This window comes from Sphingomonas hankookensis (genome assembly GCF_001619955.1).
Lineage (GTDB): Bacteria > Pseudomonadota > Alphaproteobacteria > Sphingomonadales > Sphingomonadaceae > Sphingomonas > Sphingomonas hankookensis_A.
The window spans coordinates 48688-73344 of record NZ_LQQO01000033.1 but is presented as its reverse complement, the minus strand read 5'-3'; the positions used below and the strand labels follow the sequence as shown (position 1 = coordinate 73344).

13 protein-coding genes are annotated in these 24657 nt (G+C 68.9%); 8 read left to right on the top strand and 5 right to left on the bottom strand.

Going from position 1 to position 24657, the window contains the following annotated elements; all coding sequences use genetic code 11:
* Window positions 1-471: cytochrome c oxidase assembly protein (locus tag AVT10_RS11995; protein WP_198158584.1), on the bottom strand; the 471-nt coding region annotated here is incomplete at its 3' end.
* 370 nt (window positions 472-841) lie between these two features.
* Between AVT10_RS11995 and AVT10_RS11990 the strand changes: the two genes are divergently transcribed.
* Entirely contained in the window at window positions 842-3802 is a 2961-nt protein-coding gene (locus AVT10_RS11990) for a YadA family autotransporter adhesin (protein ID WP_198158583.1), read from the top strand.
* 58 nt (window positions 3803-3860) lie between these two features.
* A complete protein-coding gene (locus AVT10_RS11985) occupies window positions 3861-4043 on the top strand; it encodes a hypothetical protein (RefSeq protein ID WP_066691637.1) in 183 nt (60 codons plus the stop codon).
* Between the two features lie 36 nt (window positions 4044-4079).
* Here AVT10_RS11985 and AVT10_RS11980 read toward each other — a convergent pair whose 3' ends face one another.
* Complete coding sequence (locus AVT10_RS11980) at window positions 4080-5042, bottom strand: carbon-nitrogen hydrolase family protein (RefSeq protein ID WP_066691635.1); 963 nt, start codon at window positions 5040-5042, stop codon at window positions 4080-4082.
* Window positions 5043-5070: 28 nt separating this feature from the next.
* On the opposite strand from AVT10_RS11980, the gene AVT10_RS11975 reads away from it, so the two are divergent.
* A complete protein-coding gene (locus AVT10_RS11975) occupies window positions 5071-6057 on the top strand; it encodes a LysR substrate-binding domain-containing protein (protein ID WP_198158582.1) in 987 nt (328 codons plus the stop codon).
* A 4-nt stretch (window positions 6058-6061) separates the two neighbouring features.
* On the opposite strand, the gene AVT10_RS11970 is transcribed toward AVT10_RS11975, so the two are convergent.
* A complete protein-coding gene (locus AVT10_RS11970; protein WP_232308009.1) occupies window positions 6062-6739 on the bottom strand; it encodes a GNAT family N-acetyltransferase in 678 nt (225 codons plus the stop codon).
* Here AVT10_RS11970 and AVT10_RS11965 point away from each other — a divergent pair.
* A complete protein-coding gene (locus AVT10_RS11965) occupies window positions 6732-6971 on the top strand; it encodes a DUF6916 family protein (protein ID WP_232308008.1) in 240 nt (79 codons plus the stop codon). The genes AVT10_RS11970 and AVT10_RS11965 overlap by 8 nt on opposite strands.
* A gap of 51 nt (window positions 6972-7022) precedes the next feature.
* On the opposite strand, the gene AVT10_RS11960 is transcribed toward AVT10_RS11965, so the two are convergent.
* Window positions 7023-7604 carry a phage tail protein gene (locus AVT10_RS11960; RefSeq protein ID WP_066691628.1) on the bottom strand — a complete coding sequence of 194 codons (582 nt, stop codon included), beginning with the start codon at window positions 7602-7604 and terminating at the stop codon, window positions 7023-7025.
* Between the two features lie 340 nt (window positions 7605-7944).
* Here AVT10_RS11960 and AVT10_RS18285 point away from each other — a divergent pair, with 340 nt between their 5' ends.
* The gene (locus tag AVT10_RS18285) at window positions 7945-18354 is read left to right on the top strand and encodes a putative Ig domain-containing protein (protein WP_066691626.1); all 10410 of its coding nucleotides are present in this window, start codon (window positions 7945-7947) and stop codon (window positions 18352-18354) included.
* A gap of 65 nt (window positions 18355-18419) precedes the next feature.
* Here the strand turns inward: AVT10_RS18285 and AVT10_RS11950 are convergent, their stop codons facing one another.
* Window positions 18420-20846: an ABC transporter permease gene (locus AVT10_RS11950; RefSeq protein ID WP_066691625.1), complete on the bottom strand. Its 2427-nt coding sequence runs from the start codon at window positions 20844-20846 to the stop codon at window positions 18420-18422.
* A gap of 180 nt (window positions 20847-21026) precedes the next feature.
* Between AVT10_RS11950 and AVT10_RS11945 the strand changes: the two genes are divergently transcribed.
* From AVT10_RS11945 to uxuA, 3 genes are all read left to right on the top strand, one after another.
* The gene (locus AVT10_RS11945) at window positions 21027-22268 is read left to right on the top strand and encodes a sigma-54-dependent transcriptional regulator (protein WP_066691623.1); all 1242 of its coding nucleotides are present in this window, start codon (window positions 21027-21029) and stop codon (window positions 22266-22268) included.
* Between the two features lie 28 nt (window positions 22269-22296).
* Window positions 22297-23391 (top strand): sensor histidine kinase, encoded by a 1095-nt coding sequence (locus AVT10_RS11940; protein ID WP_232308007.1) that lies wholly within the window; start codon window positions 22297-22299, stop codon window positions 23389-23391.
* 70 nt (window positions 23392-23461) lie between these two features.
* Window positions 23462-24625, top strand: coding sequence for a mannonate dehydratase (gene uxuA, locus AVT10_RS11935; protein ID WP_198158581.1), 1164 nt, complete (start codon window positions 23462-23464; stop codon window positions 24623-24625).
* Window positions 24626-24657 lie beyond the last annotated feature (32 nt).

Below are 24657 nucleotides of genomic sequence, written 5' to 3'. Positions count from 1 at the left end.
TGGCGGGGCGGCGTGGCGCACCGCCCGCCAATAGACCCAGGCGCTGCCCAGCAGGCTGGCCTGCATCACCCAGTACAGCGCCCTGTTGGCGAGGGCGGCGTCATAGGCGGCGGGCAGGTGCCATGCCCACAGCACGCTGGTGGAAAGCGCGAACGCGATGCTCGGGCTCGGCGCGCTACGTCCAGGCAGCGCGGCGGCCAGCAGCGGGGCGGCGACGCCGATCAGGAGCAGGTGGTGAAGCGTCCGGGCGGAGAACAGCGCCACCGACAGCGCGCATAGCGGCGACAGGAAAGCGATCCCCAGGACGATCGTCGCGACGATACCGCTCGACCGCCGCCTCGCTGGCAGGCGCGTGAACATCGCCGCCGAAAGTATCAGTAAAACAACGAGAAACAGATCGGTGTTCCACCGCCAATACCATGTCGCGGCGTCAGGCGCAGTACCGCAATAGCTGCCCAGTATATCGATCATTGCTTCCCCTCTTTTACACGTAACGCGTGCGACAATTCCCGGGTCCGTGACGGGTTTGAAACAAAATGTTGCTGCGATATTTTCCGGGGAACTCAGAATCTTGGCGGCGATGCGTGGTGATCGTTGCCGGACGCTGCAATAGTGATCGCATCAGGCGTAATCTGCTGATGGCGCCAGTTGCGGATATTGCGTCGGTTATACCTTATAACGCCGCACCTGCGGCCGACGCAGTGCGCGGAATCAACCTGCGTTGGTTAATTCCGTCCGCAAAATGCTGGAAACGCAACGGCTTGCCGTAAGCAGAATCGCGACCGGCGTTCGATCATCCTCCGTCGACCCAGTCCAACAGTCGGGTGACACAGGAGGATGTATGCGAGTTTCCCATACCCAGGCGCGTTCCGGCCGGTCGAACCGGTTGCTGAAGATCCTGCTCGGCACGACCATCTCCATCGGCGCCGCCACGGCGCAGCAGGCGGCCGCACAGACGCGCGTCGTCAGCGCCTGTAGCGGCGTCCAGCTGCCACGCTCGGTCGTGACCTATATCGTCGCACCGGTGGTGACCGGGATTACCGCGCCGATCGAGCAGACGGTGAACGGCATCCTGAACCTGCCGCTGCTCGGCGCCGTCCTGCCGCCGCTCAACACCAATGCGACCGGCCTGCTGAACCAGGCGGCGTCGGGCGCGCCGATCACGTTGCAGGTGCTCGACACCAACGGCAACATCGTCGGGCCGAACGACCAGTGCCAGATGACGGCCGATGCGATCAGCCTCGATAGCTCGGCCGGCCTGTCGATCGGCGGCAACCGGATTTCGGGCCTGGGCCTCGACGGTACGCCGTCCTTTGCCGCCGACGTCAACGCCATCGCCTTCGGCAACAACGCCCGCGCCGAAGCCGGTGCGACGGGCAGCATCGCCTTTGGCACCAATGCACAGGTGACGGCGGCGAACAGCGTCGCGCTGGGCGCCGGGTCGATTGCCGGGCGGGGGGCGCAGACCGGTTATACCGCGATCGGGCTGACCGGCACGCAGAACTCGGCCGGTGAAGTATCGGTCGGGACCGCGGGCGGCCTGCGGCAGATCACCAATGTCGCGGCGGGATCGGCGGCGACCGATGCGGCGACCGTGGGTCAGGTTACGGGCGTAGCCGATCGGGTCACCGCACTGGCCGCGAACACCATCGGCTATGACGACGCGACCCGGGCACGCGCGACGCTGGCCGGGGCGGGTGGCACCGTCCTCGCCAATGTCGGGGCAGGCGCGCTGAATGCGACGTCGACCGAGGCGGTGAACGGCGCGCAGCTGTTCGCGACCAACGGCCGCGTCGATGCGAACACCGCCGCGATCGGCGGTCTCGACACCCGGGTTACCGCCAATACCCAGACCATCGTCGCGCTGCAGGGGTCGACGGCCAACGCGGTTCGCTACGACGTCGATGCCGCCGGGGTCCGCACCGGCGGCGTCACGCTGGTCGGCACCACCCCCGGTGCGGCGGTTCGGCTCGGCAATGTCGATGCCGGCGCGCTGTCGGCGACCTCGACCGATGCGGTCAACGGGTCGCAGCTCTTCGCGACCGACCAGCGGTTGGGGGCGGCGGTCGCGTCGCTCGCGGCGCTCGACACGCAGGTCACCGCCAACACGTCGCAACTGGCGGCGCTCGGTGCCAGCGCGGTGCAGTATGACAATGTCGCCCGCGACCGGCTGACGCTGGGCGGTAGTGCGGGCACGGTGCTCGCGAACGTGGCGGCCGGCAGCGTGTCGGCCAATTCGACCGAGGCGGTGAACGGCGCGCAGCTGTTCGCGGTGAATGCCCAGGTCGCCGCCAATACCAATGCGATCGCCCAGATGGGGAACGGATCGCTCGGCCCGGTCCGCTATTCGACCGCCGCCACGCCGACCACCCCCAATGGCGGCACGGTGACCGACGACCTGACGCTGGTGGGCGCCAGCGGCGGGGCGGTGGCGCTCCACAATGTCGCCGGCGGGACCGTCGGCGCAGGGTCAACCGACGCGGTGAATGGGGACCAGCTGAACACCACCAACCAGGCAGTGGGCGTGCTAGCCGGACGGACGACGACGCTCGAAACCGTGGTCGCCGGCCAGACGACGCAGATCGCGGGCAACACGGCAGCGATCGCCGACTTGCAGGCCAACGTGACCGGCACGGGGTCGGCGGTGACCAATCTGACGACGCGGGTAGACGCCAATTCGACGGCGATCACCAATTTGCAGACGCAGGTCGGCAACCAGCCGCTGAAATATGCCGATGCGGCTTCGCCGACTACGCCGAATGGCGGTACGTTGACCGACGATGCAACCCTGGTGTCGGCCAGCGGCGGTGCGGTCGGGCTGCACAATCTCCGCGCAGGCAACGTCGCGATCGGTTCCACCGACGCCGTCAATGGCGGGCAGCTGGCCGAAACGAACCTGCAGGTTGCCGCGAACACCAGCGCCATCTCGACGCTGGCCAATTCGCTGGCGGGCAGCACGGTCAGCCCGATCCAGTACAGCAATCCGGACAGCCCGACCGCGTCGAACGGCGGCACGCTGACCAACGATGTCACGCTGGTCGGCGCCAATCCGGCTGCCGCGGTCACGCTGCACAATGTCGCAGCTGGCAGCGTTGCCGCCGGATCGACCGACGCGGTCAATGGCGGGCAGTTGTTCGCCGTGGCGCAGCAATCGTCGAACAGCCTGCAATATGACCGGGATGCGACCGGTGCCCGCACGAACCAGATCACGCTGGCCGGTGGAAATGCGGCGGCGCCGGTGACGATCGCCAATGTCGCCGCCGGTACGGTTGCCGCCGGTTCGACGCAGGCGGTGAATGGCGGGCAGCTCTATGCCGTCAACCAGACTGCGCAGGCGGCGCTGACATTGGGGGCGAATTCGGTTCAGTATGACGGGTCGGGCAACGTAACGCTGGGCAATGCGGCCGGTACGCCGGTGGCGCTGCGCAACGTCGCGGCCGGAACCGCGGCGACCGATGCGGTCAATCTGGGCCAGTTGCAGGCCGGGTTGCAAAGCGTCGCCAGCCAGACTGCGAACTATATCGACAGCCGGATCGCCGATATCGGGTTCGACCTGGGCACGTTGCGGCGCGACCTGAGCGCCGGATCGTCGGCCGCGATGGCAGTCGCCGCGCTGCCGCAGGCGATGGAGCCGGGCGCGACGATGATTGCGATGGGCGGCGGCACCTATCGCGGGCAATCGGCCATCGCATTCGGCGCATCGCGCGCCTTTGCCGATGGCCGCGCAGTGGTGAAGGTCGGCGGAACCTATGACAGCCGGGGATTTGGCGGTGCCAATGCCGGGGTCGGGTTCCAGTTCTGAACAGACAGACGCCGGGGCCTGACACGGCCCCGGCGTCCTTTTGCGGGAGGGCAATGGAATGGGACTGTTCCTGAACTGGCTGAAGCTGCACGCCACCGCCAGGCGGCCGCCCCGGACGGCCGGTCACGACTATCACGCGGCGCGATGTGAACAGGAACTTGCGATGGCCCGCACCGCGCGGTCGTCGGCCGCGGCGGACGCGCATCGCAAGCTGGCCGCCGCGCATCGATCGGCGTCTTAGCGGGAACGGGGCGGCAGCGTGGGCGACCGATGATCCCTAGACCGGATCGTCGTCGCCCGCGGCCGGCACATCCGTCCGGACGACAAGCTGCGACCGGGGCGTCGTATCGACCTGCAGGGTGAACACATCCGGCCGCGAATAATGGCCGGCGACGTCGAGGTCGTAGCGTCCGCGCACCACGTCGTCGAGGTCGACCGTCGCGGCCAGCACCCCTTCGCGACCGTGCAGCGGACCGGCGACGACCTCGCCCATCGGGTTCACGATGATGCTGCCGCCCTTGATCCGCTCGGTCGCCGGGTCTTCGCCGGCAAAGGCAGCATAGTCGTCCGGCGCATCGGCGCGGGTCATGTACTGGCACGCGCTGAGCATGAACATCCGCCCTTCATAGGCGATATGGCGCATCGACGCCTGCCAGATATCGCGTTCGTCCACGGTCGGCGCACACCATAGCTCGATGCCGCGCGCATACATCGCCTGCCGCAAGGGCGGCATGTAATTCTCCCAGCAGATCGCCGCGCCGATCCTGCCGACCGGCGTGTCCAGCACCGGAAGGGTCGATCCATCGCCCTGACCCCAGACCAGCCGTTCGCTGGCGGTCGGCATCAGCTTGCGATGCTTGCCGATCAGCGCCCCGTCCGGACCGAAGAAGAGCGCGGTGCAGTAGAGCGTCGTGCCGTCGCGTTCGATGACGCCGGTGACCAGATGGGCCTTCATGTCGGCCGCAAATCCGCCGATCGTGCGGACTTCCGGCCCGTCCATGTCGATCGCCGCGCGCCAGTAGCGTAGATAATCCTCGCGCCCCTGCGGCGTACGCGTGCCGACCCGGGCGCCGAAGTCGAGGCCCTTGGGATAGCCGCCGATATAGGCCTCCGGAAACACCGCGAGTTCGACGCCTTCGCCCTTGGCGGCGTCGCAATGCGCGGCCATCCGCTCCAGCGTGCGGGGGGTATCGAACAGGGTCGTTCCGGCCTGGACGACGGCGACGCGATGTTGGCGCATGCTGAGCTCCTTTGATGATGGCACCAATTTGACGCGGTCCACCGCATCGTTCAAACCGCATATCGCGATGCAGATTATCGGTCTCAACGATACCGCGCGGGTGGATTACAACCTGGTCACCGCGTTCCTGGCCATCTGGCGCGAACGCAGCGTGTCGCGTGCCGCCGCGCACCTGAACCTCAGCCAGTCCGCGGTGAGCGGATCGCTCGCCCGGTTGCGGCGGATGGTCGACGATCCGCTGTTCGTGCGCAGTCGTGACGGAATGCAGCCCACCCCCAGAGCGATCGAGATCGCGCCATCGCTCGAAGCGGCGCTGGCGCAGATGCACGATGCCTTGTCGCCGCAGCGGGCGTTCGCGCCGGCCGAGCTGGCGCGCGCGGTGACGATCGGCATGTCGGACGACTTCATGCTCGCCTGCGGGCCGGCGCTGCTGCACCGGGTCGCGGTCGCCGCGCCGCGTGCGTCGATCATCATCCGCCAGTGCAACCGCCAGACCATCGAGGACGATCTGGAATCCGGCCGGATCGAGCTGGCAATGGTCGCAAGCCCCGCCCGTCGCAGCCGGACGACCCGGCAGCTGGAAATCGGCACATCGGGCTATCGCTGCCTGGTCGATCCCGCGTGGGTCGACGTGCTGCACCCGATGACGCTCGACGCCTATGTCGGCCTGCCGCATGTCCTCGTCTCCTATTCCGGCCGATCGGGGGCGGTCGATCAGGCACTGGCGGCGATCGGGCGCACGCGCCATGTCGCCGCGGCGCTGACGCAATTCGCGGCATTGCCGTCCTTCCTGCTCGGATCGGCGCGGGTGGCGACGCTGCCGTCGCATGCCGCGCTTGCGCTGTGCCGTCACGCCCCGCTGCACAGTTTCGACCCGCCGATGGCGATGGAGCGCTATCCGGTAGCGCTGCTGTGGCGACGCGACCGGGACGCCGACCCGACCAGCGGCTGGCTGCGGGAGTTGCTGCGCGACGCCTGGCGGGAGGGCGGTGCGGAGCCGGCCGACGCGCGCTAGGCGGCTACCGGTTGCCGCGGTCGGCCATCGTGGGATGCGTTGCATCGGACCGGAGGTGGGGCAGGTAGTCGGCGGCTGGCGGATGCCATATCCATCGGAAATGGGTGCAACTGTCCTTCCCCACGGGCCCGAACCCCGCGCGACGGTACAATGCCTGCGCCCGGACATTGTCGCGGGCTACGTCCAGCAGGATCGCGGCACGCGCCGGAATGGCTTCGTCCATCAGACGGTTCAGTACGATCCGGCCGATGCCGTGGCCCTGCGCTTCGGCGACCAGCGCGAGGTCGACGACCAGCCAATGGCGGGCGTCACGAACCAGGCATATCCGGCCGACCGCCATCCCGTCGTACAGGATCATGCGTCGATCGGCGTCCGGATGCACCGTCGCGATATGATGTTCCTGCAATCGGTGCTGCTGGTCGAGCAGTTGGGCGAGCAACGCCGATGGCAGGTCGACGCCGGGCGGTGCACGCCAGTGGCCGGCATGGGCGTGGCGAATCACGGAAGTATCGGTGGCGCATTCGTGGCGGAAACGGATCCTGTCCGGTCGTATCTCTGCCCGGTCCTTCTTGCCCCATTCAGCCTGATCGTCGATGGTGGTCATGGAGAGGGGACCCGCTATGCATTTGATGACGCCCGAAGATTTTCTGCCGTGGGTCGGCAGGACGGTGAAGGTGAACACCCTGCCGCAATCGGTCGAGGTGCGGTTGGACCGCGTGGAGACGTCGCCGCGCCTGCCCGCCGGTCTCGACTTCCGGCAGCCCTTTTCGCTGGTCTTCGAAGCGCCGCTGAACGTCGTGTTGCTCGACCTTGCCTACGAATTCGATTGCGGGCGCGGCGGGCCGTACAGCATTTTCATCAGCCAGCGTCCGCCCCTGCGCGATCGTCGCATCTATCAGGCGGTATTCAACTGATTGGCAAATAGCCGGCACCCCGTCCCGCGGGACAGGATGCCGGCCGCTTGCTCAATCGCGTGGGGGGTAGAGGCCCTGAAGGCAGATGACCGCATTCATCGCCAGATAGGGCTGCATCAGCGACATGGGCTGGCTTGCACCGGCGATGCCGGTCGTACCTGCCGGGTTTCCGGCCAGGTTAACCGTCGTGGTGCCCGATCCTGCCGGAACATAGATCGCCGCGCCGCTGACGTTGGGATCGATCAGGTTGCCCAGACGGGCACCCGCGCTGGCGGTGGTGGTGCTGTCATCCACGGTATTGTCGGTGACAACGGCCATGCCGGGCTGCTCCGGAACGGCGTGGACGTGCGCGGGCATTTGCGTGGTAAGGATGGTGGTCTGCTCAGTGCCGCCCGTCTCACCTGCCTGATAGTTATGGCTGATTCCCGGCGCCTGGCCCGTGCCGACGGGAACGCGCCCGCCCAGATGGGGCAGCCCGAAGGTGCTGGTGCCATTGCCGCCATAGGTGTTGCCCAGCAGGGCGTAGACGGCATTATATTGCGCGATGCCGAGAATCTGCCCCTGGCATAGCGACCAGCCATAGGGGGCATAGCTGCCGGCGGTGAACATCACGTATCCGATGTAAGCTTCCATATCCGCTCCCTTTCGCGCGCCGCTGGTGCTTTCTTGGCGCGTCCGCCGATATTGTTGACTGCGCGAGACAGGAACACAAATCCATATCCGATCTATCGCGTAAGTATTCGGTATTATAGGATAGGCAGGATTGCTTGGTATAATATCCAGTTAATTTTGTATTTCTGAAGTGTAGCATTTTTGAAACCGGTATGTACCACACAGGATGCTGAGACCTTTATTTTGTAAAAGCCGATGATTCCTTAGCTATAACATTGACTCCGCCGGAAATTTGGCGTCGGGTGCGACGTCCATTGCCGAATGGCGATGTTCTCAGGGGCAAGCCGGGGGGCTATAGACCATGTTTGGCGCGTTTATTCGTGCGCTCGGCCGTGTCGTGAAGACCGGCGTCACTGTCGATACGGCGCCGGGAGTCGCTTTGTCGTCGGACCAATTTGCGTCGGATAAGACGGATGTCGCGTCGCGCGCCTCGCGTCGTATCGTGCGACCGGCGATCGCCCTGTCGGCGCTTGCCATCGCGGCGATGCCCTGCGCGGCGGCTGCCGAGAGCGCGGCGTGCACGGCCATCAATAACGGCGAATTGAACTACTCCGCCAATTTCAGTTCGACGGCTGCACCCAATCCTTCGGGGCGCGCCAAAGGCGTTTCCGCCACGGCCTCGGGAATCCGGTCGTCTGCTTATACGGCAGCGGGGGTCGCCTTTCCCGCCAGCTACAACGGCTTCAGTCCGACGCTTTACGATTTCGACGAGGGCGAGGTCATTCGGATGACCGTGCGGACCGATGCTCCGACGCAGCTGGCATCGACGAATGGTTTTACGGCATATCTGTATGTGTCGAACGCGAATACGGGCGCTTTTACGAACCAGTCCGCCAACATCAATGCGGTTGGCACAGCGACGCTGACCGTGACCACCACGGCCACGAGCAATGCGGTGCTTGCCCGGATCGGACGCGCGGGCACCAACGATCTCGGTGCCTTCACCGTATCCGCCACCTGTGTCGGCACGCCGCCCCCCGCGATCTCGGGCATCACGCCGACCTCCGGGCCGGCGGCCGGTGGAACCTCGGTCACCATCAACGGCAGCAACTTCACCGGCGTCGATCAGGTGCGGTTCGACACCACCCTCGTCTCGGTCACGCCGGCATCGGACACGCAGATCGTCGCCACCGCGCCCGCGCATGCGGCGGGCACGGTCGGCATCGCCGTCGTCAAGAACGGAACCGCCTCGGCGACCTTCACCGGCTATACCTATATCGCGGCACCGGCCGTGACGGCGGTCGCGCCCGCTTCGGGAGGAGCGGGAGGCGGCAACAGCGTGACCCTGACCGGCACCGGCTTCACGAACGCGACCGCCGTCAGTTTCGGCGGCAGCCCGGCGTCGAGCTATACCGTCAACAGCGCGACGCAGATCACCGCGACCGCGCCCGCCGGTTCGGGCACCGTCAATGTGACGGTCACCACGCCGGGCGGCACATCGGCGACCGGGTCGGGCAACCAGTATCGCTATGTCGCCGCACCGACGATCAGCGCGATCTCGCCGACCGGCGGGTCGAGCGGGGGTGGCACGCCGGTGACGATCACCGGCACCGACTTCGTCAGCGGCAACAGCTATAGCGCCAGCTTCGGCGCGACGACGGTCCCGGCAACCTATGCCAGCGCCACGACGCTGACCGCGACCACGCCGGCGGGGGCCGGCACCGTGGCGGTCGGCGTGACCGACACCACCGCCGGCCAGGCGAGCACGGGCAGCGTCAGCTACAGCTTCGCCGCGCCGACCGTGACCGCGCTGAGCGTCACCTCCGGCCCGGCCAATACGGCGCGCAACGTGGTGATCACCGGCACCAATTTCACCCCGGCCGCGACCGTGTCGATCGGCGGCACCGCCGCGACGGGCGTCACCTACACCAATGCGAACCAGCTCAGCGCGACGCTGCCCGCCAAGGCGGCGGGCACCTATGACGTGCAGGTCACCACCGGCAGCGTGACGAGCGCGGCCGGCCCGGGCACGCAATACAGCTATATCGCGGCGCCCACCATCACCGGTGCGACGCCGGGTTCGGGGACGACCGCCGGTGGCACCAGCGTGACGATCACCGGCACCGCGCTGACGGGGGCGAGCGCGGTGACCTTCGGCGGCAATGCGGCGACCAGCTTCGTGGTCACCGGCGATACGCAGATTACGGCGGTAACCCCGGCGGGCGCCGCGGGTGCGACGTCGATCGCGGTCACCACGCCGGGCGGCACCGCCACGCTGGCGAACGGCTATAGCTATGTCGTGCTCAACCCGCCCGCGGTGACCACGCAGCCGGCTGGCCAGACGGTCGCGGTCGGCGCGACGGCCAGCTTCACCGCTGGCGCCTCGGGCAGTCCGTCGCCCAGCGTCCAGTGGCAGGTGTCGAGCGACAGCGGCGCCAGCTTCACCAACATCGCCGGCGCGACCGCCGCCACCTATACCACCCCCGCGACGATAGCGGGCGACAATGGCCGCCAGTACCGTGCGGTCTTCACCAACAGCCAGGGCAGCGCGACCAGCAGCGCCGCGACCCTGACCGTCATCCAGGCGCCGACCGCCAACGCGCAGAGCGTGACCGCCACCTTCAACACCGCGACCGCCGTGACGCTGACGGGCAGCGACCCGAACACGCCGGCCCGGACGCTGACCTATGCTATTATCGGCAGCCCGCCGGCGCATGGCACGCTGAGCGGTACCTTGCCCAACCTCACTTATACGCCGTCCGCCAATTATATCGGGGCGGACAGCTTCACCTTCACCGTCTCCAACGGTCTCGCGACCTCCAGCGCCGCGACGGTGACGATCACCGTGGCGGGGCCGCCTGCGCCGGCCGCGCCTGTGCTGACCAGCCCGGCCAACGGATCGACGCTCAATACGGCGACACCGGTCGTGACCGGCGTCACCGCGGGCGGCACGACCGTCCAGATCTTCATCGACGGCACGCTTAACGGTAACGCGACCGTTTCGGGCGGCAATTTCAGCTACCCCGTGGTGAGCGCGCTGGGCCAGGGATCGCACAGCGTCTATGCGGTCGCCTCGGCATCGGGGGTGGCGTCGCCGGCCTCGAGCAGCAATGTCTTCATCATCGACACGGTCGCGCCCGCTACGCCGGTCATCACCGCGCCCGCCAATGGCGCGACGCTGGCCAACCGGCGGCCGGCGATCACCGGCACGGCGGAGAGCAATGCCAGCCTTACGATCCGGATCAACGGGGCGGCGGCCGGCACGACCCCCGCGACGGCGGGCGGCACGTACAGCTATGCGCCAGCGGTCGATCTGCCGCTGGGGGCCAATACGGTGTCGGTCACCGCGACCGACGCGGCGGGCAATGTCTCGCCGAACGCGACCAACAGCTTCACCATCGTCGCGCTTCCCACGGTCAGCGGCGTGACCCCGGCCGAGGGCGGTACGGCGGGCGGCACGACGATCACCGTCATCGGCACCAACTTCACCAGCGGCAGCACCGTCACGGTCGGCGGTACGCCCGCGACCGGCGTGACGATCGCCAGCGCGACCAGCCTGACGGCGATCACCCCGGCGGGCAGCGCCGGCCCCGCGACGGTGCAGGTCACCAATGCCGCCGGCGCCGGCACCACGACCGGCAGCTTCACCTATGTCGGCGCACCGACCGCGAGCGCGCAAGCCGTGTCGACCGCGTTTCAGACCGCGCGCAGCATCACCCTGGCGGGCACCGATTCCAACACGCCCGCGCGCACGCTGAGCTATGCGATCACCGCCGCGCCGGCCCGGGGTACGCTCAGCGGCACCGCGCCGAACCTGACCTATACGCCGGCCGCCGGCGCGCGCGGCACCGACAGCTTCACCTACACCGCCAGCAACGGGGTGAGCACCTCCGCGCCCGCGACGGTGACCGTGACGATCGGTGACCCGACGCTGACCATCGCCGCGCCGCCCGCGAGCGGGACGGTGGGCACGGCCTATACCGCCACGCTCAGCACGACGGGCGGCACCGCGCCCTATCGCTATGCGGTGACGGCGGGCGCCTTGCCCACCGGACTGACGCTGGCGGCCGACGGCACGCTGGCGGGCACGCCGACCAGCGCGGGGGCGTTTGCCTTCACCGTTACCGCCGAGGACTCGACCGGCGGCAATCCGCCGGTGGCCCAGTCGCAGGCCTTCACCATCACGATCGGGCGGGGGGCGCAGACCGTGCGCTTCACCTCGACCCCGCCCGCCGGCGCGATCGTCGGCGGTACCTATCTGGTCGCCGCGACCGCCAGCTCGGGGCTGACCCCGGCGATCGCCATCGATGCCGCCTCGCGCGCCATCTGCTCGATCACGGGCAACAGCGTGCGCTTCGACCAGGTCGGCACCTGCGTCGTCACCGCCAGCCAGGCGGGCGACACCAGCTTCGACCCCGCCACCCCGGTGCAGCAGAGCATCGCCATCGGCGCGCCGACCATCGCGCTCAGCCCCGCCACCCTGCCCACGCCGCAGGTCGGCATCGCCTATAGCCAGCGCCTCACCGCCAGCGGCGGCACCGCGCCTTATGGCTTCGCGGTGACGGCGGGCGCGCTGCCCACCGGGCTGACGCTGGCGAGCGACGGCACGCTGTCGGGCACGCCGAGCGCGGCCGGGAGCTTCACCTATACGATCACCGCGACCGACAGCGCGAGCGGCAGCGGCGCGCCCTTTGCCGGCCAGGCCAGCTATACGACCAGCGTCCAGCCGCCGGTGCTGACGCTGTCGCCCGCCGCGAACACGGCCACCGCGACCGCGCTGCCCGCCGCGACCGGCGGGACGGCGTACAGCCAGACCATCACCACCAGCGGCGGCATCGCGCCGTACGGCTATAGCGTCGTCGGCGGGGCGCTGCCGCCCGGGCTGACGCTGGCGAGCGGCGGGGTGATCTCGGGCACGCCGAGCGCGGCGGGGACGTTCACCGTCCGCCTCCGCGCGACCGACAGCGCAACTACGCCGTTCGGCGTCGAGGGGCTCTACGCCATCACCGTCGCCGCGCCGGCCATCGTCGTGACCCCGGCGACCCTGCCGTCCGCGACCGTCGGCCAAGCCTATGACCAGACCGTCACCGCCAGCGGTGCCGGGACCAGCTACAGCTATGCGGTCACCGCGGGCGCGCTGCCCCCCGGCGTCACGCTGGCCAGCGACGGCCGCCTGACGGGGACGCCGGGGGCGGGGGGCAGCTTCGCCTTCACGCTCACCGCGACAAACGCGGCGGGCTTCACGGGCGCGCGCGCCTATACGCTGAGCGTCACCGCCCCCACGCTGGCGCTCTCGCCCGCGAGCCTGCCGGCGGGAACGTCGGGCGTGACGTATAGCGCGACGCTGTCGACCTCGGGCGGGATCGCGCCGTACGGCTATGCGGTGACCGCCGGCGCATTGCCGGCGGGCGTGACCCTGTCGAGCAGCGGTGTGTTGGCGGGGACGCCGACGCAATCGGGGAGTTTCACCTTCAGCGTCACCGCGACCGACAGTTCGACGGGCTCGGGGCCGTACAGCGCGACGCGCAGCTACACCCTGGTGATCGGCGCGCCGGCGCTGACGCTGGCGCCGTCAACGCTGGCCAACGCGACGGTGGGTGCGGCGTATAGTCAGGCGCTGACCGCGAATGGCGGAACGGCACCGTACAGCTATGCCGTCACGGCGGGCGCGCTGCCGGCGGGGGTGACGCTTGGCACCAATGGTACGCTGAGCGGTACGCCGACCGCTGGTGGCAGCTACAGCTTCACCGTCACCGCGGCGGACGCGACCACGAGCGGCAATGGCGGGCCTTACACGGCCGCGCGCAGCTATACCCTGACGGTCGCGACCGCGACGGTGGCGTTGTCGCCGGCGAACTTGCCTGCGGGTGTGTCGGGAGCGGCGTATAGCGAGACGCTGTCGGCGACCGGTGGCACCGCGCCCTACAGCTATGTGGTCACCGCAGGCGCGTTGCCGACGGGGGTGACCTTGGCGAGCAATGGCACGCTGGCGGGTACGCCGACGCAGTCGGGCAGCTTCACGTTCAGCATCACCGCGACCGACAGTTCGACAGGGTCGGGTCCGTATAGCGCGACGCGCAGTTATACGCTGGTGATCGCAGTTCCGGCGCTGACGCTGGCCCCAACGACGCTCACCAATGCGACGGTGGGTGCGGCCTATAGTCAGGCGCTGACCGCGAGTGGCGGGACCGCGCCCTATAGCTATGCCGTCACGGCCGGTGCGCTACCGGCAGGCGTGACGCTTGGTACCAACGGTACGCTGAGCGGCACGCCGACCGCTGGTGGCAGCTACAGCTTCACGGTTACAGCAACCGATGCGACCACGCGTGCCAATGGCGGGCCCTACACCGCCGCACGCAACTACACGCTGACCGTCGCGGTCGCGACGGTGGCGCTGAGCCCGGCCAATCTGCCGGCGGGAACGTCTGGCGCTGCGTATAGCGAAACGCCGTCGGCGACTGGTGGCACCGCGCCATACAGCTATACCCTGACCGCCGGCGCCTTGCCGGCGGGTGTGACGCTGTCGAGCAGCGGGTCGCTTTCGGGGACGCCGACGCAGTCGGGTAGCTTCACCTTCAGCATCACCGCAACCGACAGTTCAACCGGTTCGGGGCCGTACAGCGCGACGCGTAGCTACACGCTCAGCATCGCGGCGCCTGCGCTGGCGCTGGCACCGGCGTCACTGGCCAATGCGACGGTGGGGGCGGCCTATAGCCAGGTACTCACCGCGAGCGGCGGGACCGCGCCCTATAGCTATGCCGTGACGGCGGGTGCGCTGCCGGCGGGCGTCACGCTTGGTACCAACGGCACGCTGAGCGGCACGCCCACCGCCGGCGGCAGCTACAGCTTCACCGTCACGGCGACCGACGCGACAGCGACTGGCAATGGTGGGCCTTATACGGCGAGCCGCAGCTATACGCTGAGTGTCGCGACCGCGACGGTGGCCTTTGGTCAGGCGAGCTTGCCGGCGGGTGTGTCGGGCAAGGCCTTTAGCGAGACGCTGTCTGCCACCGGTGGCACCGCGCCTTACAGCTATGTGGTCACCGCTGGCGCACTGCCGGTGGGCGTTACCTTGGCGAGCAACGGCACGCTGGCGGGGACGCCGACGCAGTCGGGCAGCTTTACCTTCAGCATCACCGCGACCGACAGCTCGACCGGCTCGGGTCCGTACAGCGCGACGCGCAGCTATACGCTCAGCATCGCGGCACCGGCGTTGGCGCTCGATCCGGCGACATTGGCCAATGCGACGGTGGGGGCGGCCTATAGTCAGGCGCTCACCGCGAGCGGCGGGACCGCGCCCTATAGCTATGCCGTCACGGCCGGTGCGCTACCGGCAGGGGTGACGCTTGGCACCAACGGTACGCTGAGCGGAACGCCCACCGCCGGCGGCAGCTATAGCTTTACCGTCACCGCGACCGACGCGACAGCGACTGGCAATGGTGGGCCTTATATGGCGAGCCGCAGCTATATGCTGAGTGTCGCGACCGCGACGGTGGCCTTTAGTCAGGCGAGCCTGCCGGCGGGCGTGTCGGGCACGGCCTTTAGCGAGACACTGTCGGCGATCGGTGGCACCGCGCCTTACAGCTATGCCGTGACGGGGGGGACCTTACCGGTGGGCGTCACCTTGGCGAGCAACGGCACGCTGGCGGGGACGCCAACGCAGTCGGGGAGCTTTACCTTCAGCATCACCGCGATCGACAGCTCGACCGGTTCGGGGCCGTATAGCGCGACGCGCAGCTATACGCTCAGCATCGCGGCACCGGCGTTGGCGCTCGATCCGGCGACATTGGCCAATGCGACGGTGGGGGCGGCCTATAGTCAGGCGCTCACCGCGAGCGGTGGGACGGCGCCCTATAGCTATGCCGTGACGGCGGGTGCGCTGCCGGCGGGCGTCACGCTCGGCACCAACGGCACGCTTAGCGGTACGCCGACCGCCGGTGGCAGCTATGGCTTCACCGTGACCGCGACGGATGCGACGGCGAGCGGCAATGGCGGGCCTTATACCGCCGCGCGCGGCTATACCCTGTTCGTGGCGGGCGCGAGAGTGGCGGTCGGGCCGGCGAGCCTGCCCGATGGACGCTATGAGGCGGCCTATAGCCAGACGCTCACCGCATCGGGCGGCACCGCGCCCTATCGCTATGCGGTCACCGACGGCGCGTTGCCGGCGGGGGTGACGCTGGCGGCCGATGGCACGCTGAGCGGAACGCCGAGCACGTTCGGGCGCTTCGCCTTCACCATGACCGCGACCGACAGCTCGACGGGGGCGGGGCCGTATAGCGGGGCCAAGGCCTATAGCCTGGTCATCGCCGCACCCGACGTGCCGGTCGCGGCCAATGTCAGCCTGGCGGTCGGTTACAATGCGGCGGCCACGGTGGTTCCGCTGAAGGTGAGCGGCGGTGCGGCGACCGGTGTCGCCATCGCCACCGCGCCCGCGCACGGCACCGCGACGGTCAACGGCACCGCGATCAGCTATACGCCGGCGGCCGGCTATGCCGGGGCCGACAGCTTCACCTATACCGCGTCGAATGCGGGCGGCGCCTCGGCCCCCGCGACGGTCAGCATCACGGTCGCGCAGCCGAGCCTGGCGCTCACCCCGGCGACGCTGCCGGCGGGCCAGGAGGATGTCGCCTATAGCCAACAACTGAGCACCAGCGGCGGCACCGCGCCCTATGCTTATGCGGTCACCGCCGGGCGGCTGCCGGCCGGGGTGACGCTGTCGACGGGCGGGTTGCTGGCGGGCACGCCGCAGGAGAGCGGGCGCTATACGGTCACCGTCACCGCGACCGACAGCTCGTCGGGCAATGGCCCCTTCACGGCGGCCAATGCCTATACGCTGGAGATCGCGCTGCCCGCCCCGCCGGTCGCTCGGCCGGGTTCCGCCGCGACCGGCGCCGCCACCACGGCGCAGAACGGCGCGGTGGCGATCGACCTGTCGGCGCTGGTCACCGGCGACTATCGCCAGATCCGCATCACCACCCAGCCGCAGCACGGCACGGTGTCGATCGACGGCGGCCAGCAGGGTGTGGCCGAGACGAGCCCGCGCATCACGCCACCGTCGCAGGGTCTGGTCGCTGCCGCCCGCCCGCAGGCCGCGACCGGGTCGAGCCCGCGCATCACCGCCACTTACACCCCCGAGCCGGGCTATATCGGCGAGGACGGCTTCGGCTATGTCGCGATCGGCGACGGCGGGACCTCGAACGAGGCGCGCATCGCGGTGACGGTGACCGGCAGCGCCCCCATCGCGCCCGCGGTCAAGGCCGGCGTCGCCAACGGCCAGACGCAGATCGTCGACCTGACCGGGACCGCGATCGGCGGTCCGTTCGTCGGCGCCGCCATCCTGTCGGTCACGCCGGCCGAGGGCGTCGAGGCGACGCTGGTCGAGAGCGGCAGCGTCGGCGACCGCCGCTATCAGCTGCGCATCACCCCGCGCGGCCGGTTCAGCGGCACCGCAACCGTCCGCTACACGCTGACCAACGCCTATGGCACCTCCGCCCCGGCCGTGGTCAGCATCAGCGTCGTCCAGCGCGCCGACCCGTCGCAGGACGCGACCGTCACCGGCATCTCGGCCGCGCAGGCTGAGGCGACGCGCCGCTTCGCACAGGCCCAGCTCGACAATTTCCAGCGCCGCAACGAGCAGCTGCACAATGGCGGCGCGGGCAGCATGGCCCGGCCGATGGGGATCAGCATCGCGGGCGGCAACAGCTTCGGCGGGCGCGATCCCGATCCGGCGTCGAGCGCGCTCGACGTGGCGATGCTGAAGTCGGAACATGCGACCGAGGTGATGGGGCGCGAGCGGGCGGCGGGGATCATCGCCATCGACGGCGACGGCCGCACGATGCCGGTCGCCGGCCTGGCGGCCGCACGCAGCGAACGGGGTCGGATGCTGCCGGGCGACCGTGCCGCCCCCGCAGGCGCGGACACGACCGATGCGATCGAAGGAACCGGCCGCCCGGTCGGATCGACCGCGCTCTGGTCGGGCGGGGCGATCCTGCTTGGTACGCAGGATGCGACGCGTGGTCGTGGCAAGCTGACCGTCTCCAGCGGCGGGCTCAGCAGCGGCGCCGACGTGAAGCTGTCCGAAACGCTGACGGTGGGCGTCGGCGGCGGCTATGGCGGCGAGCGGACCGAGGTCGGCCGCAACCAGGGTCGCGTCGACAGCAGCAGCTGGATGGGCGCGATCTATGGCAGCCTCGCCCCGGCCGATGGCCTGTTCCTTGACGGCGTCGCCGGCGCGGGGCGGCTGGCGTTCGATACGGTCCGAACCGTGACCGGCGGCAATGCTGTGGCGCGCGGCCATCGCAGCGGGACGATGCTCTTCGGTTCGCTGACCGGCGGCTTCGACCGGACCCGCGATACCCACGCCCTGTCGGCCTATGGCCGGGTCGACCTGCTGTCGGCCGATCTGAACCGCTACACCGAAACCGGAGTCGGCACCGCCAACCTGGTGTTCGACCGTCGCAACCTGACCTCGCTGTCCGGCGTGCTGGGCCTGCGCGGATCGTTCGTCACCGGGCGTTTCGTCCCGCGCCTGCGGGCGGAATGGCGGCACGAGTTCAGGAACGGCGGCGTCCAGGCGCTTGATTATGCCGATCTCGGCGGGTTCACCTATGCCATTCGCGGCGACGACTGGACCCGCGACAATGTCTCGGTCGAGCTTGGCACCGACTATGTCTTCGACAATGGCTGGCGCATCGGGCTGGGGCTAAGCGGTTCGCTGGGACAGGGCAGCCGCTACGCGACCGAGACGATCACGATCCGCAAGCAGTTCTGACCGGTCGGGATCGGGGGGTACGCCACGACGCATGGCGTACCCCCGGTCATCGATCGCTCCGGTCGCTAATCGTGGCGCAAGGCCCAGGCCGGCGCCGCCCGGCTGGCGCGGATCGCCTGTGCCAGTACCGTCAGGACCGCGATGGCGAGTGCGAGCAGCCCCGCTCCGACGAAGTACAGCAGCGACAAGGCGATCCGGTCCGCAAACCCCGCCAGCCACGCCCGCATCGCCAGATAGGCCAACGGCCACGCGATGACGTTGGCGATCAGGACCGGGCGCAGGAACTGGCCGAACAGCAGCCGGACGATGTCGCCCGACGACGCGCCCAGCGTCTTGCGAATGCCGATCTCGCGCGTCCTGCGCGCGGTGTTGAACGCGGCCAGTCCCCACAGGCCGATACAGGCGATGGCCACGGCCAGTCCGCCGCCGATCGCGAACAATCGCATGGCTTGTTCGTCGGCGCGGTAGAATTCTGCCAGCCGATCCTCGGCGGTCTGTGCGACAAAGGGCACGTCGGGGATCAACCGCCGCCACGTCGCCCGAACCCGGTCAAGCATCGCCGCCGGATCGCCGGTGAAGCGGATCGCGGCCACCGGCTTGGCCACGCCATCGCGGTTATACTGATAATAGGTCGCTTGGTCGGCGATCCGCGGCGTGAAGAATCGCAGCGTGTCGATCACCCCGACGATCGTGCGCGGCATGGCGCCGTCCACCGTCCGGCCGACCGCGTCGGCAGGCGAGCGGAACCCCAGCGCGGCCACCGCCGCACGGTTGAGGACGATGTTGCGCCCCTGCGGCCATCGGGTCCAGTCGCTCGCATCGTCGGAACGGTGGGCGTCGTCGAAGAACCGCCCGGCCAGCAGAGTCGGGCTGTAGGTCCGGAAGAATCCGGGCCCCACATTCTGCGCCATCACCGTCACCCCCGGGCCGGCATCGGCCGGCATCGCGATGATATCGACATTGGTCTCGCCATCGCCACCCGCGCCGGTGCCGCCTTCACCCACCGCTACCACCCCCGGCAATTGCCGGAATGCCGCCAGCACCGGACGCGCGCGATCGGCAAAGATCCGCTTGTCGGCCAGCGACGGTACCACCAGCAGCCCGTCCCGACGAAAGCCGAGATCGGCCTGTCGCAGATGTGCGACCTGCACCGACACGACGGCCGTACCGATGATGAACGCGATCGCCATCCCGAACTGGACGATCACCAACGCCTCGCGCAGTCGGTTGCCGGCGCGTCCGCCACCAGGACTGTGCGCGGCGGCCAGCACGGCGGCAGCGGGAAAGCGCGAGAGCAGCAGCGCGGGATACAGCCCGGCCAGCACCCCGATCACCAGCACCAGCACGATCAGGACCGGCACCACCAGTGCATAGGGAAAGGCGAGCGTCAGCCCGCCGGCTGCGTTCAACAGCGGCAGGCTCAGTTCGGCCAGCACCAGCCCGGCAAAAGCCGCGATCGCCACCGTCACCATCGCTTCGCCCAGAAACTGCCGGACCAGCGTAGCGCGGTCCGCGCCCAGCACCTTGCGCATCGCCACTTCGCGGGCGCGCAAGCCGGCACGGGCGGTGGCGAGGTTTACATAATTGACGACCGCGATCAGCAGCGTCAGCACCCCGACGATTCCGAGCGCCACGACGGTCAGCCGCCGCCCGCCGCTCTCCGCGCCCGGCGGTTCCAGGTGCATTCGCGTGATCGGCAGCAGCGACAACGCGATGACCTTGTCCGGCGTCGGCCCCAGATCCTGTTTCGCGCGTCGCCGGACGAACGCGGGCAGCTTCGCCGCAAACGCCCAGTCGTCGGCCGTATCGGCGAAGCGCAGATAGGTGCCGACATCCGCCGTACCCCATCGATACCAGGTCCATTGCGCGGGCGGCGGGGTACGCGGGATGGGTATCACGACCGACAGCTTCATGTCGCTATTGGCCGGCAGGTCGTCGAAAACGCCGACGACATGATAGCGCTCAGGCGCATCGACCGCGATGGTCAGCGTCTGGCCGATCGGGTCGCCATCGCCGAACAGCCGCTGTGCCTGACGGCGGCTGACCAGCGCGGCGGTCGGGTCGGACAGCGCGTCGCCGCCGCGCCCCTGGACGATCGGCAGGGCGAAGATGTCCAGAAAGGTAGGATCGACTTGCGCGACATCGGCACGGATAGCCTCGCCGTCGCGTAGGATCGTGCCGCCATCCGTGCCGCCACGAATGCGCGTGCCGACGACCCCCGGAAAATCCTGCCGCATCTGTTCCAGCATCCCGGCCATCGTACCGGGATAGGCACCGTTCAGCGGACTGCCCGGCAGATGCAGTTCGGTCTGGACCAGATAGATTTCGTCATGGTGCGGCAGCCATGTCTCGAAACTGGTTTCGAACCGGACGTAGAGCGCCAACACGCAGAACACCGCGATGCCGAGCGCCAGCCCGCCGATATTGAGGGTCGCGTACAGCTTGTGACGGACCAGCGAACGGTAGAGCGAAACCCAGGCGGAGCCGTTCATTCCTCGCCCTCCGTCATGGCGTGTCGGCCCCGGTGCCCGCCGATCCGGGCGGTTGCGTCTGTTGCATCTTCGGTCATCATGGACCCGGTTATCACTGTCCAGCTCCGGAAATGCCAAGTCGTTATGAATGAACCGCTTTCCTCCATCGACCTTGCCGATTCGGACGGGGCGTTGGACAGAATGTCCGGCGACGGACACCCGGTCGCCGCGTCAAGCGGCTGGAACATCCTGTTGATCGAGGATGATCCGGTCGTCGCCCGGACGACCAATATCCTGTTCCGCCTTGCCGGACACCGGGTCGAATTGGCCGGCCATCCCGACACAGCCTTTTCGTTGCTCGCGCGGCGTCGCTATGACGCGATCCTGCTCGACCTGAACTTCACGATGGGGCGTTCGGACGGGGCGGAGGGGCTGGCTTGCCTGCGCCGGATCATGGCCGGCGATCCGTCCGCCTGCGTCGTGGTCATCACCGCGCATAGCGGCATCCGCATCGCCATCGAAGCGATGCAGGCGGGTGCCCGCGATTTCGTGATGAAGCCGTGGCGTCGTGAGGTGCTGCTGGACAAGGTCGCCGGCGCGGTCGGCCGGTCCGTACGGCCGGCAGCGGGCCGTCCGACCGGGAATCAGGGTTCGTCCGGTCCCGTGCTGCTGGGTACGTCCGTGCAGATGGCGGCGATCCGCGATCTCGTCCGGCGGGTTGGGCCGACGATTGCGTCGGTCTGCATCTCCGGCAGGTCGGGGACGGGACGGTCGCTTGTCGCGGCGGCGGTGCATGCCGCGTCCGGCGATGCCGACCGGGTGCCGCTGCGCCTCGACCTCCGATCGGCCGAGGACTGGGCGTTGCTCGACGGCGCGAGCGGCACCGCGTTGTTGCGCCATGTCGATCGGCTGGATGCGGTGGGGCAGGGGCGGCTGTTCGATCGCCTGCCCCCGGGCCTGCGGGGTATCACTATCGTCGACGATGCCGCGCGGCTGCTGCCCGCGCTGCGGCGGCGGCTGTGCACGGTGGAGATTGCGGTGCCCCGCCTGATCGATCGGCGCGGCGATGCGGTGCTGCTCGCCCGCCATTTCGCGGCGGTGGCCGGGGAAAGCTATCGGCGGCCTGCGCCGGCCCTGACCCCGGCGGCGGAGGCGATGATCGCCGCGACCGATTGGCCGGACGAGGTACGCGGGCTGGCAATGGCGATCGAGCGTGCGGTGCTGCTGGCCGATGACGGCGTGATCGACGCGGCGGCGATCCGTCCAGCGGATGGCGATGCTCCGCCGCCTGTGCCGGGTACGCCCTTCGGTCTGGGCGATGCGGAACGGCTGCTTATCGCCGCTGCGCTCAAGGATCATCGCCACAACGTATCACGCGCGGCGACGGCGTTAGGGATCAGTCGCGGCACGCTGTACCGGCGCATGGCCCAATATGGCCTCTGACATCTCGCTCACTCACCGGGATCGTGCCGTGCTCGTCGCGGCCCTGCTGCTCGTGCTGTGCGGCGCGGCGATGGGCGGTGCGGCGGCGCATGGCCTGTGGCTGGCTTGCGGCGCGGCGCTGATGGTGGCGCTATGGCTCGGCGGGCATCTGCTCGGCCGGGTCCGGCAACCGCCGATTTCGCCGGCGGTAGCCGCGCCGGTGGAGCGCGACGGTATGATCGACCGCCTGCTGCTCGACGCCGCTCCCACGCCGCTGGTGTCGGTGGAGCAGGGAGTCGTCCGGGTGTTGAACCGCTCGGCCCGCACGCTCTTTGCCGCCGACGATCGCGTCGTTTCGGCACCCCCGGCGCTGTTCGACCGCACATCGACCCATGTCCGCTACGCTGCGCGGCATTGGCGGATGGATCGGGTCGCGGTCGGTCCGAACGACGTGGTCGCGCTGATCGATATCGAGAGCGAGGAACGGACCGCCGAGGCGCGGGCGAGCGCGGACATGGTGCGGGTGCTGGGGCATGAGATGCTGAACGGGCTGGTGCCGATCGTGTCGCTTGCCGAATGCGGGGTGGCCGCTGCCGATCCGCAGCGGGGCGATCCGGCATTGCTGCCGGAGATATTGTCGACCCTCGCCCGCCATGCCGAAGGGTTGCAGCGTTTCACCGAAGCCTATCGCGCGCTCGCCCGGCTGCCGCCGCCGTTCCGGCAGACGGTGTCGGTGGCGGAACTGGTCGACGACCTCGCGCGGCTCTTTGCCGGCCGCTGGCCCGACGCCCGCCTGACCGTCCGCGTCGGTCGCGATCTCTGCGCTGCGCTCGACCGCGATCAGCTGAACCAGGCGCTATGGGCGCTGCTGCAGAACGCGGTCGAGGCCGCCGAACCCGGCAACGCGGCCATCGTCCACCTCAACGCCTATGCCGCCCAGGGCAAGTTGATCCTGGAAATCCAGGACGAAGGCCCCGATTTCCCCACTGACACGTTGAAGATCCGTTGCCCATTCCACTCCACCAAACCCACCGGCACCGGCATCGGGCTCAGTCTGGCTCGGCAGATCGTGCAGGCCCATGGGGGCGTGCTGACGTTTTGCCGAACGGACGTGACGACGTTTTCCTGTACTGTCCCGCTGTAACGTGCGGCCCTATGAAGCAAACCGGTCGCGTGCCGCTCGGGCGGTTGGAGAAGGACGGATAGTCATGTTGATGACCCAGACGATGCGCTGGTTCGGGCCGAACGACCCGGTCCGGCTGCGCGACATCCGACAGGCGGGTGCGACCGGGATCGTGACCGCTCTGCACGAGGTGCCGAATGGCGCGGTGTGGGAGCGGGACGCGATCGCCGTGCGGAAAGCGATGATCGAGGACGCGGGGCTCGAATGGCGGGTGGTCGAAAGTCTGCCGGTCGACGAAGGGATCAAGACCCGTTCGGGCGACTGGGACCGGCTGATCGACCATTACCGCCGCAGCCTGACTCATCTCGCGGCGTGCGGCATCGACGTCGTGACCTACAACTTCATGCCGTTGCTCGACTGGACCCGAACCGATCTGGCGTGGGAGCTACCCTATGGCGCCCGGGCACTGCGGTTCGAAGCGGTGGCGGTCGCGGCATATGATATGTTCATCCTGAAGCGTCCCGGGGCCGAGGCGAGCTATTCGGACGCGATGCGCGCCGCAGCCGAGAAGCGCCACGCATCGATGGACGAACGGGCAAGGATCGCGCTGGAACGCACGATCATCGCCGGACTGCCGGGCAGCGAGGAGGGGTTCACGTCGCCCCAATTCCTGGCGGCGATCGAAACCTATGCCGGGATCGATGCGGCACGGCTACGCGACAATCATGTCGCGTTTCTGGAGGCGGTCTGTCCGGTCGCCGACGATCTCGGCATCCGACTGGTCGTGCATCCCGACGATCCGCCCTTCCCGATTTTCGGCCTGCCGCGCGTGGTCAGCACCGAGGCAGATGTGGCCGAGCTGTTCGCGCGCGTGCCGAACGCGTCGAACGGCCTGTGTTTCTGCACCGGATCGTTCGGCGTGCGTGCCGACAATGATCTGCCGGGCATGGTTGACCGGCTGGGCAGCCGGATCGGATTCCTTCACCTGCGATCGGTCGAGCGCGAGGCGGATGACGCGTTCCACGAAGCCGACCATCTGGGCGGGGACGCCGGCATGGCGGCAGTGGTGGCGGCGGTCCATCGCCTGTCGACCTGCGAAGGCCGCAGCATCCCGATGCGGCCCGATCACGGGCACCAGATGCTCGACGACCTGAACCGCACCGCCAATCCCGGCTATTCGCTGCTCGGCCGGATGCGGGGGCTGGCCGAATTGCGCGGGCTTGAACGCGGGATTGCGCACGGCGCGGCATCATAGCGTCGGCGGCGACCGCTTTCGTGGCCGACATC

Bases quoted from the DNA above. Each gene is read 5' to 3' on its own strand.
- AVT10_RS11960 (WP_066691628.1), bottom strand. From the start codon at position 7,604: ATGGAAGCTTACATCGGATACGTGATGTTCACCGCCGGCAGCTATGCC.
- AVT10_RS11980 (WP_066691635.1), bottom strand. From the start codon at position 5,042: ATGCGCCAACATCGCGTCGCCGTCGTCCAGGCCGGAACGACCCTGTTC.
- AVT10_RS11950 (WP_066691625.1), bottom strand. From the start codon at position 20,846: ATGAACGGCTCCGCCTGGGTTTCGCTCTACCGTTCGCTGGTCCGTCAC.
- AVT10_RS11985 (WP_066691637.1), top strand. From the start codon at position 3,861: ATGGGACTGTTCCTGAACTGGCTGAAGCTGCACGCCACCGCCAGGCGG.
- AVT10_RS11945 (WP_066691623.1), top strand. From the start codon at position 21,027: ATGTCCGGCGACGGACACCCGGTCGCCGCGTCAAGCGGCTGGAACATC.
- uxuA (WP_198158581.1), top strand. From the start codon at position 23,462: ATGACCCAGACGATGCGCTGGTTCGGGCCGAACGACCCGGTCCGGCTG.
- AVT10_RS11990 (WP_198158583.1), top strand. From the start codon at position 842: ATGCGAGTTTCCCATACCCAGGCGCGTTCCGGCCGGTCGAACCGGTTG.
- AVT10_RS18285 (WP_066691626.1), top strand. From the start codon at position 7,945: ATGTTTGGCGCGTTTATTCGTGCGCTCGGCCGTGTCGTGAAGACCGGC.